The organism is Pseudomonas bharatica (assembly GCF_048586865.1).
Taxonomy (GTDB): domain Bacteria; phylum Pseudomonadota; class Gammaproteobacteria; order Pseudomonadales; family Pseudomonadaceae; genus Aquipseudomonas; species Aquipseudomonas bharatica.
On record NZ_JBMAWR010000003.1, the window covers coordinates 275331 to 288120 of the forward strand.

13 protein-coding genes are annotated in these 12790 nt (G+C 63.3%); 6 read left to right on the forward strand and 7 right to left on the reverse strand.

Going from position 1 to position 12790, the window contains the following annotated elements:
- Position 1: 1 nt before the first annotated feature.
- The 6 genes from ACKLLE_RS06150 to ACKLLE_RS06175 form a co-directional block, all read right to left on the reverse strand.
- Entirely contained in the window at positions 2-601 is a 600-nt protein-coding gene (locus ACKLLE_RS06150; protein ID WP_064303478.1) for a 2-hydroxychromene-2-carboxylate isomerase, read from the reverse strand.
- A 265-nt stretch (positions 602-866) separates the two neighbouring features.
- On the reverse strand, positions 867-1811 hold the full coding sequence (locus ACKLLE_RS06155) for a LysR substrate-binding domain-containing protein (protein ID WP_420057227.1): 945 nt from the start codon (positions 1809-1811) through the stop codon (positions 867-869).
- Positions 1812-1823: 12 nt separating this feature from the next.
- Positions 1824-3140 carry an NAD(P)/FAD-dependent oxidoreductase gene (locus ACKLLE_RS06160; protein WP_420057228.1) on the reverse strand — a complete coding sequence of 439 codons (1317 nt, stop codon included), beginning with the start codon at positions 3138-3140 and terminating at the stop codon, positions 1824-1826.
- Between the two features lie 20 nt (positions 3141-3160).
- Entirely contained in the window at positions 3161-3502 is a 342-nt protein-coding gene (locus ACKLLE_RS06165) for a hypothetical protein (RefSeq protein ID WP_420057229.1), read from the reverse strand.
- The gene (locus tag ACKLLE_RS06170) at positions 3499-4806 is read right to left on the reverse strand and encodes a spinster family MFS transporter (RefSeq protein ID WP_420057230.1); all 1308 of its coding nucleotides are present in this window, start codon (positions 4804-4806) and stop codon (positions 3499-3501) included. The genes ACKLLE_RS06165 and ACKLLE_RS06170 overlap by 4 nt, the downstream gene beginning before the upstream one ends.
- 779 nt (positions 4807-5585) lie before the next feature.
- On the reverse strand, positions 5586-5903 hold the full coding sequence (locus tag ACKLLE_RS06175; RefSeq protein WP_420057231.1) for a hypothetical protein: 318 nt from the start codon (positions 5901-5903) through the stop codon (positions 5586-5588).
- A 935-nt stretch (positions 5904-6838) separates the two neighbouring features.
- Between ACKLLE_RS06175 and ACKLLE_RS06180 the strand changes: the two genes are divergently transcribed.
- The gene (locus ACKLLE_RS06180; RefSeq protein WP_420057233.1) at positions 6839-7282 is read left to right on the forward strand and encodes an Lrp/AsnC family transcriptional regulator; all 444 of its coding nucleotides are present in this window, start codon (positions 6839-6841) and stop codon (positions 7280-7282) included.
- Between the two features lie 11 nt (positions 7283-7293).
- Here ACKLLE_RS06180 and ACKLLE_RS06185 read toward each other — a convergent pair whose 3' ends face one another.
- Complete coding sequence (locus tag ACKLLE_RS06185; RefSeq protein WP_420057234.1) at positions 7294-8211, reverse strand: LysR family transcriptional regulator; 918 nt, start codon at positions 8209-8211, stop codon at positions 7294-7296.
- Between the two features lie 124 nt (positions 8212-8335).
- On the opposite strand from ACKLLE_RS06185, the gene ACKLLE_RS06190 reads away from it, so the two are divergent.
- The 5 genes from ACKLLE_RS06190 (at position 8336) to ACKLLE_RS06210 (ending at position 12658) form a co-directional block, all read left to right on the forward strand.
- Positions 8336-9094, forward strand: a complete 759-nt coding sequence (locus ACKLLE_RS06190; protein WP_420057235.1) for a 5-oxoprolinase subunit PxpA — start codon at positions 8336-8338, stop codon at positions 9092-9094.
- Positions 9095-9188: 94 nt separating this feature from the next.
- Positions 9189-9434 carry an acetyl-CoA carboxylase gene (locus ACKLLE_RS06195; protein ID WP_009401419.1) on the forward strand — a complete coding sequence of 82 codons (246 nt, stop codon included), beginning with the start codon at positions 9189-9191 and terminating at the stop codon, positions 9432-9434.
- A gap of 10 nt (positions 9435-9444) precedes the next feature.
- Positions 9445-10818 (forward strand): acetyl-CoA carboxylase biotin carboxylase subunit, encoded by a 1374-nt coding sequence (locus ACKLLE_RS06200; protein ID WP_420057314.1) that lies wholly within the window; start codon positions 9445-9447, stop codon positions 10816-10818.
- A complete protein-coding gene (locus ACKLLE_RS06205; RefSeq protein ID WP_420057237.1) occupies positions 10815-11687 on the forward strand; it encodes a 5-oxoprolinase subunit B family protein in 873 nt (290 codons plus the stop codon). The genes ACKLLE_RS06200 and ACKLLE_RS06205 overlap by 4 nt, the downstream gene beginning before the upstream one ends.
- The gene (locus ACKLLE_RS06210) at positions 11684-12658 is read left to right on the forward strand and encodes a 5-oxoprolinase subunit C family protein (RefSeq protein WP_420057238.1); all 975 of its coding nucleotides are present in this window, start codon (positions 11684-11686) and stop codon (positions 12656-12658) included. Before ACKLLE_RS06205 ends, ACKLLE_RS06210 begins: the two co-directional genes overlap by 4 nt.
- Positions 12659-12790: the final 132 nt, after the last annotated feature.

The window sequence follows — 12790 nt, forward strand, 5'->3', positions numbered from 1 at the left end:
TTCAGGCTCCTTTGGATTGGGCAATGGCGGCGCGGACGAAATCGAGGCGGTCGTTGCCGAAGAACATGTCGTCATCGCAGAAAAAGGTCGGCACGCCAAAAACGCCGCGCTCGATGGCCAGCGCGTTATTGGCGGCCAGGCGCTCGCGCACGTGCGGGCTGTCGGCGAGCTGCCAGAGGTCGGCATCCAGCTCCAGGTTACGCAGGAAAGCCTCCCGGCCTTGCGTGCTGGCCAGGTCGTCGCTGCCGGCCCAGACCGCCGCGAACAGGGCAGGGTGCAGGGTTTCGAACACCCCGGCCTGCTGGGCGGCGACGGCAAGGCGCACCAGCAGGGCGTTATCCAGCCGGCCTTCTCGCATGGCCTGGAACAAGGCGCGATTGGGGGCGAAAGGCACCTGGTAAAGGGCTGCCCAACGGGCCGCGTCGATGCCGGAATAACGGGCTTTCGGCGGACAGGCGGGCGAGGGCTGGTTACCGATCTGCTTCATCACGAAGAGGATATCGACCGGCAGGTACTCGACCGGATGGTCGAGGCCGGGCAGGCGTGTGTTGGCGAGATAGGCGTAGGGACTGGTGTAGTCGAAGACGGATTGGAGATTCATGGATCCCGGTCCTGTGGCGGGTGGTTGGTCGAGGTGTTGCTGGTGTGGATGTTATTCATCATCCATTGTGGATGTCAAATGACATCCTTGTGATCGAACGCATCACTTCAGGACAGCATCGCGCTCATGTGGGAGCGGGTTCACCCGCGATTACGATGGGGGATTCACTAACGTCATCGCGGGTGAACCCGCTCCCACAAGGTCCCTGAAAATCAAAGAGTTATGTCTTGTTCCATGAGCGGTGCACCAGCACATCTCCCCGCCGTCAGGACACCAGGAAAGCCTGTGTAGCCTCATTGGTCCGACGTGCGTACTCGACGATCCAGTCCCGGAACACCATATGCGGACGGGACCTTTCCAGTGCTGCGTCATGCACCAGGTACTCGACATGGCCGGTATTGACGATGTCGTCGATCGGCCGCACCAGGACCCCACTGGCGAAATCCGCCAAGGGCGCCACGTAGGCCCACATCAGCATCACCCCTTGCCCGGCGTAGGCTGCACGACAAGCGAGGTCGTAGTTGGAGACCGAGAGGGTGTAGTCGATACCCCGGGTCTGGCAGCCGGCGCGGGTGAACCAGTCCGGCCAACCCTTGACCGTGCGCAGGTGGCGGACTTCGAAATCGATCAGCTTTTCCCGGGAAAGGTCGGCGATGCTGGTGAAGGTCCGGCCTTTGAGGTAGGCGGGCGTACAGGCCGGAAAGATCACTTCCTCGAACAGGCCGATGCACACCTGACCGCCGCATTGGCCCTGGTCGTAGAGGATGGTGAAGTCGCTGTCATTGTTGCGGATGGCGGCGTAGTCTTCACCATCGACCGCAATGACCCGCACCCGGATATCCGGATTGCGGTCCTTGAACTCGGCAATCCCCGGTAAAAGCCAGAAGCTGGCGATGGCCATGCTGGCGCTGATGGTGACCGTCGGACTCCGGTCGTTCTCGATGGTCTCTACCGTCCTGCGCAGCTCTGTCAGGCTGCGCTCTATGCCGTCAAGCAGGGTCCGGCCCGCCTTGGTCAGTTCCAGGGTCTTGTGCGTGCGGGTAAACAGCTGCACCCCCATGCTCTGTTCAAGGTGCTTGATCTGCCGGCTCACGGCGCTCTGCGACAGGTTGATCTCTTCGGCAGCCCGGGTGAAGCTCAGGTGCCGGGCTGCCGCCTCGAAGGCTTCGAGATTCTGCAGCGGTGGAAGACGTTTTCTTGAATTGACCATGTCCTACCTTGTCTAGTACTCGGTCCTCCCTACCCAGCGCTCCCTGGCCAGATACGCCTTGACTCCAAGATCGAGGAAGGGCCTGGGCGGCAGCGTTTGTGGTTCACCCAGCTCGCGCATGTCGGGGATCAGCGGGTTGTCCACCCCGCAGGCCAGGTCGGCCAGGGTCACGCCGGCTATGGTCTGCTTGGCGATACCGACGCCATTGCAACCGACGGCGGCGTAGACGTTGTGATCGATCTTGCCCCAACGCGGCGCTCCATTGCGAGTGATAGAGAAAAAGCCCATCCAGAAATGCTCCAGCACCACGTCCTGCAGTTCTGGAAAACGTAGCAGGAATACCTGCCGATGCTGCGCCCTGACGCGCTCGCGGGTTCGTTCGTCAACCTGCAGGCGTGGCGTGAAGTCGAAATGCTGGCGAATCAGGATGCGATGGTCGCGGGTGTAGCGCAGGGTGGCGCCGCTCACGGCGTTGGCGGGCGTTACGCCCCATTCATCGATATCGCCTATCCGTCGGCGCTGCTCAGCGGTCAACGGGCGGGTCAGGCTGCCATAGGACGCGACGTTGAACAGCTGCCTGCCGAAGGCAGGGAGTTGCGAGGCGCTACCGTTGTTGGCGAGCATCAGCCGGTGCGCCCGGACCGAGCCCTGGGCGGTGTCGGCGGTGATCGTCGTGGCGCATTCCAGGCGGGTGACCGCACTGTTTTCAAACAGGCTGACATTTTCCGGCAAGGTATCGGCCAGGCCACGGGTCAGGGCTGCCGGGTTGAGCAGTACGCAGCCCGGGGTATAGATCCCGGCATGAAAGAACGAGGTCCCCAGCCGGCTGGCAAGTTGCGCCTTTTCCAGCCATTCATAGGGCTCGCCCAGAATCTGCAGTTCCCGGGCATGCTGGCGCAGCAGGGTTTCGGCCAGGCGCGGGGCGGCGGTGCAGTGGTATTTGCCTTTCTCGCTCCAGTCGCACTGGATGCCCTGCGAACGGACGATTTCCGCCAGGTGAGCGATGCCGGCTTTCATCAAGCGTTTGTAGTTCACGGCCTTTTCCAGCTCGGCAGTGGAGCTGCCGACGTTATGCGGCACGTCGATGGCAAAGCCGGAATTGCGTCCCGAGGCGTTATCCCCGGCTTCGCCGGCTTCAAGGATCACGATCCGCTCATCGGGGCGGTTGTGGGCCAGGCGCCTGGCCGTGGCCAGCCCGGCGTAGCCGGCACCGATAACCAGCCAATCGGCTTCCAGCCGCTGGCGAAGGGGTGGATGGGGCTGGCGCGCAGGCAGGATTGCCGACCAGCCATTGGTGCGGTCGTCGTGGGGTTTGAGTCTGATGTCCATGTGTGCAGTGTCCATGCTGATCATGCGCCTGGCGGAGTTATCACGTAGAACACCTTCGCCTGGCTGCCGAAGTACTTGACCGTGGTGTTCTTCGGTATGCGCAAGGTGGTTTGCGGCCCACCTTCGAAGCGCTCTCCCGACTCCAGCTGGAAGCCGAAGTGACCTTCGAGAACGATCAGTACCTCGTCGTAATCCAGGGTCTTGTAGGGCGACTCGTCGCCGTCCCATCGCGCGAAGCCTGCCAGCAGGGGCCCTGCGTCGGCGGGAGGAATCGACCAGCCCATCTCGACCCTGGCGTTGCCGGACTGCGGTCTGGCGCGGTAGTGCACCTGTTCGGCGGTGACTTGCAATGGCTGGATCATCGTACTTCCCTCTGCATGTGGCGGGCGCAAGCCCAGTAGTGATAGCTCGCCCAGAAACCGGTGAAGGCGCAGCCGAGCAACACGTAGCGCAGCGACTCGGCGGGGTTGGCAAGGTGCGGGGCGATCCAGTCCGACAACAGCCCCACCAGTTGTGGTGCGATGGCGAGGTTGGCGATGTTCGCGGTGAACAGCAGGATCGCCGAGCCCTTCGCGCGCATCCCGGCGGGGTAGAGGTTTTGCAGCAGGCCGATGGAGGGGCCGATGTAGATGTAGGTAATGGGTACGAACAACCACAGCAGGACATGGGTGATGCCGAGGTCCGGCGTCAGGAACAGGGCGACGGAACACAGCGTCCCGAACAGGGTGGTCCAGGCGACGAACTCCGGTTGCCGGGACATTGGCCTGCTGCGCAATAACAGCATCACCAGTACGGTAATCACCATCATTGCCGTGCCGGCGACCCCATGGATAGGCCCGAGCAGCGAGCCTGCCTCGCCTACGGACAAGCCATGGCTGCGCACCAGGAAGGAGGTGGCCCACCACAGGATGCCCCAGCCCCAGAAGGTGATCACGGTGGCACCCGCGATCAGGTGAAACAGTGCACGCCGTTGCACGCTGTAGGCGAGCGTTGCCTTGTAGCCGTTACCTTGGGCCTGCACGGGTTGCTGGTCATCCTGGACGCGTTTCGGCTCGCGGATGCACAGCCAGGCCAGCAGGGCGAACGGCAACCCGCAAAGACCGAACACCAGCAGCGTGGTGCGCCAGCCATGGGCATCGTTCAGGTAGCCCGCGCCTGAAGCCCCCAGCCAGGCCCCGACGCTGGCGCCGATGCCGTACACCGAGAGCGCGAAGGCACGCAGCCTGGGGCGAAACTTGTCGGCGATGATCGAATGGCTCGGCGGCGTGCCGCCGGCTTCCCCGACACCGACGCCGATTCGTGCCAGCAGCAGTTGCCAGAACCCCGTGCTCAGGCCGCACAGCACGGTCATGGCCGACCAGACCGCCACTGCCGCGCCGACCATGCGCTTGCGGTTGGCCCGGTCGGCCAGGGCACCGAGTGGCAATCCGGCGACAACGTAAAAGATCGCCAGCGAAGTGCCGGTAAGGAACCCGACCGATGCGTCGCTGAGCTGGAATTCGTTCTTGATCGGTTCGATCAGGGTGGAGAGCACATAGCGGTCGGCGATATTGATCGCATAGATCGCCGTGAGGATGAACAAGGTGGTCCAGGCGCCCGGGCTGGCGGCAATGGATGAGCTATCGGGGTACAGGGTGGCGCTGAGGCTGTTCGACTGCATTGACATGGATGACCTCCAGCCGCTGGCGGGCGCGCCTGGGCAGCGCCGACAGCTTGTTATTGTTCTGCTTGGATGGACTGCCCGGCAGGGCCGTGTACGCGAGCCAACATACCTTTCGCTGGAAATTGGCAAAAACGCATATTTCTTCTGGGTTGCATGCGTGGGATGCATGCACGGTGGGAAAGGACAGGACTGGGCTTGTAGGAGCGAGGCTTGCCCGCGTAGGCATGGGTATCTACACATCTTTTGAGGTGAGAGGGCCTGCCAGTAGATCGCATCAGGGCTGACAGGTGCTTGTCATGACTTTTTTGGCGCCCTTGAGATCGAGCGCCGCGCGGGCGGCGCTCGATCTGGAGGGCGCTGAAGATCTACCGGCATGCATCTGGTGGCCATGACGCCGTTCTCTGGCAGGCACCTCGCCACCGCCACTGCTCAGAAAAGATGTGTAGATACCCATGCCGCGAAGGGCCGCAAGGCGGCCCCCAAAAACCATCCAGCACAAGCTTGAGCGTGGACGCTTTCCCTGGTTCGGTGCCTCTTGGCCCCAGTGTGTCTGATGCTCGGCGTGATAGGGCTTGGGGCCGCGTTGCAGCCCTTTACGACGGTTCGGCGGTCCGACAAGCCACGCTCAAACCCTGCCAACCTGCATTTTCCCCAATAGGGACGCCACGCAGTAAAGGTGCGGATTTACTGAACTGCCGCGATTGGCCTCAACGCGACATAAGACCCAAGTCCCGAGTCTGCCGGGCAAATCCGGGAACCCTGGGTTTCGTGGGTGAATCTGATCAGGCGTCCTCAGTCCCCAACCCCAACCCTGACTCTGCCTTCCTCTTCAACAACGACTCCACCAACGCCTGGCAGATCTCCAGCGAATGCTGGGTCGCCCAGGCCAGGCTCTGCATCGGTTTGCTGGCCGATTCGCAGACCTGGTAGTTGGTTTCATAGGCCGAGGCCAGGGACAGGGTGAGGTGGACCAGCACATCTTCCATCCGGGCGCCCTCGCATACGGCGAACAGGGGCGGGTGGGTGCCGTTGCAGGTGGCGAAGTGGGTGTGGGCGCTGACGGGGGTATTGGCGGGTGGATCGGGAACGGGCTTGCTCATTGCGTATCTCCTCGGTTGATCGGATACGCCACACCGTCGTGACCAAACGATGGGTGGCGACTGTGACACAGGTTGGTCAACCGGGAACCGAGGCAAACCCGGCGCGCTGAAAAGCGCCCTGCGCACAGCCGCCATAAAGCAGCAGCCACGAAAAAGCGCCCGCCAAAACGGATGGGCGCCTGCGCGCTTCGGATTTGCCAGGTGACCAAACCTGATCGCTGATATGCAGCGACCGAGGCAGCCTAGGCACTGATTTCCAGGAGCGCAATGACAAAGACGGCGCGGAAGTATGCTTGGGAAATTGCCTACAAGAAAGTCGGAAGGGGCAGGGGTTTGTAGCGCTATGCGACAGCCGGGAAGTTGCTAAACGAGCCGGGATCGGGTGCATGGGTATCTACGCATCTCTGGCTGATGGCCGATGCGGCTCAGGAGCGTGGCTTGTCGGACCGCCGAACCGCCGCGAAGGGCCGCATCGGGTTTCGGATTCAAGGCGTCTTGTAGATCGCATTAATCCAGACAGTCCGGTGTGGCAGGTTTTGGGACCGCCTTGCGGTCCATCGCAGGCAAGCCAGCTCCTACCCGGACCGAGTCGACTAGAAGACGTCGCGCAACCCTGTAAATACCTGAACCAAACCAAAGGTGCCGATAACCACAGCGGAAACTGCAGAGATGCCCCGCATGAATGAAACAGACATTTTCTTACGTAACACCGCCGTAAGCCCGCTCAAGCATAGCCACCAGGCAGCAGAACCCAAAAACACCCCGCAGAGCATTGGAAGCGTGGCAAACCACAGTGCTCTGCCTTCCTGTGGGTGCTCGACGGACAGCGGGCCCGGCGTTACTCATTGATGACGGGAAAAGGGTACGTGTCCGCCCGATTGTGCTGAATGCGCTTTCCAAGGAATATTCATCCTTTACCTAAGGAATTAAGGCATATGGACGATATCGACTGGAAAATCCTCGGCCGCCTCCAAAGCAACGGCCGTATGACCTACACCGAACTCGCCCGCCACGTGCATCTCTCGGTGCCAGCCGTCACCGAACGCGTCAAGCGCCTGGAGGAGGGCGTGATCGAGGGCTACGCAGCGCGAGTCAACCCGGTAGCAGCGGGTTACCAGGTCAGCGCAATGTTGGCCATGACGGTCCCCCAACCTGCCAAAGCCAAATTCCTCAAGCTCCTGCAGTCGATCCCGGAAGTCCTGGAGTGCCACCACATCACCGGCGCCGACTCCTACATCTTCCGCGTAGTCGCCGCCAGCATGAGCGACCTCGAGCGGCTGATCGAAAAGATCAACCTCTACGGAGAAACGCGAACCTCAATCGTGATGTCCACCCCGATCCCTCCAAGAGCGCTTGAACGACCCGTTCGACCGGCCTGACCGTTGTACCCTCAGCGCCGTGCAGAAAGCTGCTGCGGCGCCAGAAACGCGTCGTGGAAGTAATTGCGGAAGGCGTGCATCGCCGGGGTGAATTCCCGCTCGCGATGCCAGGCCAGGCCGACGCTCATGGGGGTGACCTTGTCGACGATGGTCACGGTTTCGATACGCTTGCCCTCCAGCGACCAGGGGCGGTGCACCAGGTCGGAGAGGATCGCTACGCCGCTGCCGTTGGCTACCATGCTGCGCACCGCTTCGACGGAACTGGTGCGAACCCGCACGTTGGGCTGCTGGTGGGCATGTTCCCAGTAGCGCATGGCGCTTTGTTCGGCTTCGTCGACGGTCAGCAGGATGAAGGGCTCGCGGGTGACATCGGCCAGGCTCACGGCCGAGCGTTCGCACAGCGGATGGTGGCTGGGCAGCCATAGCCGGCGTTCGGAGTTGAACAGGGTTTCCGAGACGATGTCCGGGTGGGTGAGGTTCGAGGTGAGCACCACCGCCATGTCGAATTCGCTTTCCAGCAAGCCTTGCTCGATGGCCTGGCGCTCCCGTTCGTGCACGTCGATGGTCACGTCCGGGTACCAGTGTTCCAGGCGTTGCAGGTGGTGCGGCAGGAAGTAGCCGAGCACCGTGTAGCTGGCCGCGACGCGCAACAGGCCGCTGGCGCGGACATCCGGCAGCGGACTGTTGAGGGCGTCGTCGACGCTGCGCAGGATCACGTAGGCCCGGTTGAGAAAGTGCCGCCCGGCATCGGTCAGGCTCATGCCCTGGGCCGAGCGCTGGAACAGCAGCGTGCCGAGCAGGCTCTCCAGTTCCTTGATCGCGGTGGTCACTGCCGACTGGGAAATGTTCAGGTGAATCGCCGCCTGGGATATCTGCCCGATCTCCGCCGTGGCGACGAAATAGCGAACCTGGCGCAGGGTCAGTGACATGCAAGCTCCATGTGATGGGGTATCTGTTTTTCAGAAGATACACCCTCTGATAATAGATCTTCCCAAGGGGGTGGCTGGAATCTAACGTGGTCTGCATGAAGTCACAAGCGTCAGGAGCACGTGCATGCAGGCAGTAGATTTTAACTCGGACATGGGCGAAGGCTTCGGTCCGTGGACCATCGGCGACGGGGTCGACAACGAGCTGATGGGCTTCATCAGTTCGGCGAACATCGCCACCGGCTTCCATGCCGGCGACCCCGGCACCATGCGTCGCACGGTCGAACAGGCCAGGCGCCTGGGCGTGGCCGTCGGTGCCCATCCGGGTTTTCGCGACCTGGTCGGGTTCGGTCGCCGCCATATCAATGCGCCGGCCCAGGAGCTGGTGGACGACATGCTCTACCAGCTCGGCGCCCTGCGTGAGCTTGCCCGGGTTCAGGGCGTGGCCCTGCAGCACATCAAGCCTCATGGGGCGCTGTACATGCACCTGGCCCGGGACGAGGAAACGGCGCGTTTGCTGGTGGAAAACCTGCAGCGCCTGGAGCCCGAACTGCTGCTGTATTGCATGCCCGGTTCGGTGATCTGGCGTATTGCCACGGAACTCGGCCAACCGGTGATCCGCGAGTTCTACGCCGACCGCGAATACGACCTCAGCGGCTCCATCGTCTTCACCCGCAATGTGCGTGGCTACGACCCGGCTCAGGTTGCTGCGCGGGTGCTGCGTGCCTGCCAGGAAGGGGTGGTGCGCACGGTAGAAGGCGAAGACCTGCCGATCACCTTCGACTCCATCTGTTTGCACAGCGATACACCCGGCGCCCTGGCGCTGGTCGAGGCCACCCGCAAAGCGCTCGATGGCGCGGGGATCAAGGTGCGTGCACCGCGATAACGCAAGCGAAGACACCTGGCACGCAGACGCCAGGGTTTACCCGAGACACCCATTTTTGGCCTGCCTTTCTACAAGTATTCCAAGAGGAACAGACATGGCGCAGCACCCAGTCATCACCCCGTTGCCGGGGACTTTCTACCGCAAGGCCACCCCGGACTCGCCGAACTACGTCGAGGCCGGTGCCGAAGTCAGTGCCGACACGGTGATCGGCCTGATCGAGGTCATGAAGCAGTTTTCCGAACTGACCGCCGGTGTGGCAGGGCGCCTGGACGCGTTCCTGGTCGAGGACGGTGATCCGGTGGAGCCGGGTCAGGTTATCGCCACACTCGAAGACGCGTGAGGGCATGAGCATGACTCAAGGCATTGGTAAATTGCTGATCGCCAACCGTGGCGAGATCGCCGTGCGCATCATCCGTGCCGCGAAAGGCCTGGGGATTCCAACCGTGGCGGCGTGCAGCGAAGCAGACGTCGATTCCCTGGCCGCGCGCCTGGCCGACGAAGTGCACATCCTCGGCCCGGCCCGCGCCGACAAGAGCTACCTCAATGTCGAGGCCTTGCTCGGTGCCCTGAAGGCCACCGGAGCCAACGCGGTCCATCCCGGCTACGGCTTTCTTTCGGAAAACGCCGAGTTCGCCGAAGCGGTATTGGCCGCCGGGGCGATCTTCGTCGGCCCGTCCCCCGAGACCATCCGGCGCATGGGCGACAAGGCCGAAGCCCGGCGCACCGCGCAAGCAGCAGGCGTGCCGGTGGTGCCCGGTTCCCCCGGTGAACTGTTCGATGTGGAGTCGGCGCTCAAGGCCGCCGAATCGGTCGGTTTCCCGCTGTTGATCAAGGCCTCGGCTGGCGGCGGCGGGCGCGGCATTCGCCTGGCGGAAAACCCGCAACAGTTGAGCGAAGAATTCCCTCGTTCCCAGCGCGAAGCCCAGGCCGCCTTCGGCAATGGCGCGCTGTATCTGGAGCGCTTTATCGGCAAGGCCCGGCACATCGAAGTGCAGGTGCTGGGCGACGGCACGCATGCGGTGCACCTGTTCGAGCGCGAGTGTTCTTTGCAACGCCGTCGCCAGAAGATCTTCGAAGAGGCACCGTCGCCGGTCCTCGATGCGCAGCAGCGCGAGGCCCTGTGCGCGAGCGCCGTGCGCCTGACCGAGGCGCTGGGCTATCAGGGCGCCGGCACCCTTGAATACCTGTACGACGACGCCACCGGCGAGTTTTTCTTCATCGAGATGAACACGCGGATCCAGGTAGAACATCCGGTCAGCGAACTGGTCACCGGCATCGATCTGGTCCAGGCCATGTTGCGCATTGCGGGTGGCGAGCCACTGGGGCTTCAGCAAAGCGATATCAGGCTCAACGGCGCAGCCCTGCAGATGCGCCTGAACGCCGAAGACCCGGCGCGGAATTTCTTCCCCAGCCCGGGGCTTGTGCAAGCGCTGAACTGGCCGCAAGGCGAGGGCGTGCGGGTCGACAGTCATCTGTATGAAGGCTACCGCGTGCCGCCGTACTATGACTCGCTGCTGGCCAAGCTGATCGTCCATGGCCGTGATCGCAGCGAAGCCCTGGCCCGTGCGCGATGGGCGGTAGAGCAGACCACGCTCACCGGCATGGCCAGCACCTTGTCCTTGCATGGTGAACTGCTGGAGCAACCCTGGTTGCACAGCGCCGACTTCCACACCGGCACCCTGGAAACCTGGCTGGCCGAGCGCCGCAGCGGAGGTGAAGCATGAGCAGTCCGATTCGCTACAGCTTTGGCGCCGACGAACATCTGTTTGCCGAGGTCAGCGACAGCATGTCCCTTGAAGCCTTCTTCAAGGGCATGGCGGTGACCCGTGCGGTGGAGCGCCTGGCCCTCGATGGCGTGCTCGACGTGTGCCTGGCCAACGCCTCGTTCCAGATCCGTTTCGATCCGGATCGCATCGCGCCGGCCGATCTGCTTGAGGCGGTGAAGGGCGCCGAGGCCGAGGCCGTGGCCGAGCGCACCCTGCACACGCGGATCATCGAGATTCCGGTGCTCTACAACGATCCCTGGACCCACGAAACCCTGATGCGTTTTCGTGACCGCCACCAGGACCCGAGCGCCACGGACCTGGAGTACGCTGCGCGCATCAACGGCCTGGCCGACGTCGAGGCGTTCATCGCTGCCCACAGTGGCGCGCCGTGGTTCGTGTCGATGGTGGGCTTCGTCGCGGGCCTGCCGTTCATGTTCCAGATGGTCGAGCGCGAACGCCAGCTGCAGGTGCCCAAGTACCTGCGGCCGCGTACCGACACGCCGAAATTGACCCTCGGCCATGGCGGCTGCTTCGGTTGCATCTACTCGGTGCGTGGCGCCGGTGGCTACCAGATGTTCGGCGTCACCCCGGCACCGATCTACGACCCGCAGCAGCGCCTGGCGTACCTGAAGGAGCACATGGTGTTCTTCCGTCCCGGCGACATCGTGCAGTTCAAGCCGATGGACCGCGAAGCCTATGACCATGCCGTCGCCGAGGTCGAAGCCGGGCGCTTCGACCTGCGCATCCGTGCAGTGGAGTTCTCGCTCGATGCGTTCCTCGCCGACCCGGTCGGCTATCCCAAGTCGCTGCAGGAGGTGCTGGCATGATCAAGGTACTCAAACCCGGTCTGGCCACCTCGGTGCAGGACCTCGGCCGCGAAGGCTACTACCACCTGGGCATCCCGCCATCCGGCGCGCTGGACCAGTACGCCCTGAGCGCCGCCAACCAGCTGGTCGGCAATCCGGCCAATTCGGCGGCGCTGGAGTGTACGTTGCTGGGGCCGGAGCTGGAGTTCCAGCAGGATGCGCTGGTGGCAGTCTGTGGCGCGCAGATGACCCCCAAGGTCGATGGCGTGGACATGCACCTGGACACCGCGTTCGAAGTGAAGGCCGGGCAAGTGCTGCGTTTCGATTTCCCCAAGGCCGGCGCACGGGCGTATCTGGCGGTGGCCGGCGGCATCGATGTGCCGCTGGTGCTCGGCAGCCGTTCCACCTACGCGCTGGGGGCGCTGGGCGGTTTTCAGGGGCGCCGGCTGGCGATCGGAGATGAACTGCCGGTAGGTGTCGCCAGCGGCAAAGGGCGTGTCGGGGCGAGCCTGCCGATGGCGCTGCGTCAGTCGCTGGGCGGAGAGATTGTCCTGCGGGTGGTGCCGGGGCTGTACTACGAGCGCTTGACTCCGGCGGCGGCGGACAGCTTCTTCGCCGAAGCCTGGACCGTCGGTTCGGAAGCGGATCGCATTGGCTATCGCTTCAAGGGTGGCAGCCCGCTGAGCTTCCAGCCGCGCGAGCAGCCGTTCGGCGCAGGCTCCGATCCGTCGAACATCGTCGACAGCTGCTACCCGATCGGTTCGATCCAGGTACCGGCAGGGCTCGAGCCCATCGTGCTGCACCGCGATGCGGTGTCCGGGGGCGGCTACGCCATGATCGGTACGGTGATCAGTGCCGACCTCGATCTCATCGGCCAGATGCAACCCAACCAGAAGGCGCGCTTCATCGCGGTAACCCTGGACGAGGCGCTGCAAGCTCGACGCTCCTACAAGAAGAAGCTCGCCTGCCTGAGCACGCTGTTCCCTTCCTGATTTGCCCGCCGCAAGTCGCGGATCAACCACAAGGCAAGCCAACGCCGCACTTCGGTGCGGGGGCGGCTGCCCGCGTTTTACCTCTGGCGGTTCAGCCAACGTTATCCGTCCGGGTCGAAACCTTTCATCTGT

Bases quoted from the DNA above. Each gene is read 5' to 3' on its own strand.
- ACKLLE_RS06150 (WP_064303478.1), bottom strand. From the start codon at position 601: ATGAATCTCCAATCCGTCTTCGACTACACCAGTCCCTACGCCTATCTC.
- ACKLLE_RS06155 (WP_420057227.1), bottom strand. From the start codon at position 1,811: ATGGTCAATTCAAGAAAACGTCTTCCACCGCTGCAGAATCTCGAAGCC.
- ACKLLE_RS06160 (WP_420057228.1), bottom strand. From the start codon at position 3,140: ATGGACATCAGACTCAAACCCCACGACGACCGCACCAATGGCTGGTCG.
- ACKLLE_RS06165 (WP_420057229.1), bottom strand. From the start codon at position 3,502: ATGATCCAGCCATTGCAAGTCACCGCCGAACAGGTGCACTACCGCGCC.
- ACKLLE_RS06170 (WP_420057230.1), bottom strand. From the start codon at position 4,806: ATGTCAATGCAGTCGAACAGCCTCAGCGCCACCCTGTACCCCGATAGC.
- ACKLLE_RS06175 (WP_420057231.1), bottom strand. From the start codon at position 5,903: ATGAGCAAGCCCGTTCCCGATCCACCCGCCAATACCCCCGTCAGCGCC.
- ACKLLE_RS06180 (WP_420057233.1), top strand. From the start codon at position 6,839: ATGGACGATATCGACTGGAAAATCCTCGGCCGCCTCCAAAGCAACGGC.
- ACKLLE_RS06185 (WP_420057234.1), bottom strand. From the start codon at position 8,211: ATGTCACTGACCCTGCGCCAGGTTCGCTATTTCGTCGCCACGGCGGAG.
- ACKLLE_RS06190 (WP_420057235.1), top strand. From the start codon at position 8,336: ATGCAGGCAGTAGATTTTAACTCGGACATGGGCGAAGGCTTCGGTCCG.
- ACKLLE_RS06195 (WP_009401419.1), top strand. From the start codon at position 9,189: ATGGCGCAGCACCCAGTCATCACCCCGTTGCCGGGGACTTTCTACCGC.
- ACKLLE_RS06200 (WP_420057314.1), top strand. From the start codon at position 9,445: ATGACTCAAGGCATTGGTAAATTGCTGATCGCCAACCGTGGCGAGATC.
- ACKLLE_RS06205 (WP_420057237.1), top strand. From the start codon at position 10,815: ATGAGCAGTCCGATTCGCTACAGCTTTGGCGCCGACGAACATCTGTTT.
- ACKLLE_RS06210 (WP_420057238.1), top strand. From the start codon at position 11,684: ATGATCAAGGTACTCAAACCCGGTCTGGCCACCTCGGTGCAGGACCTC.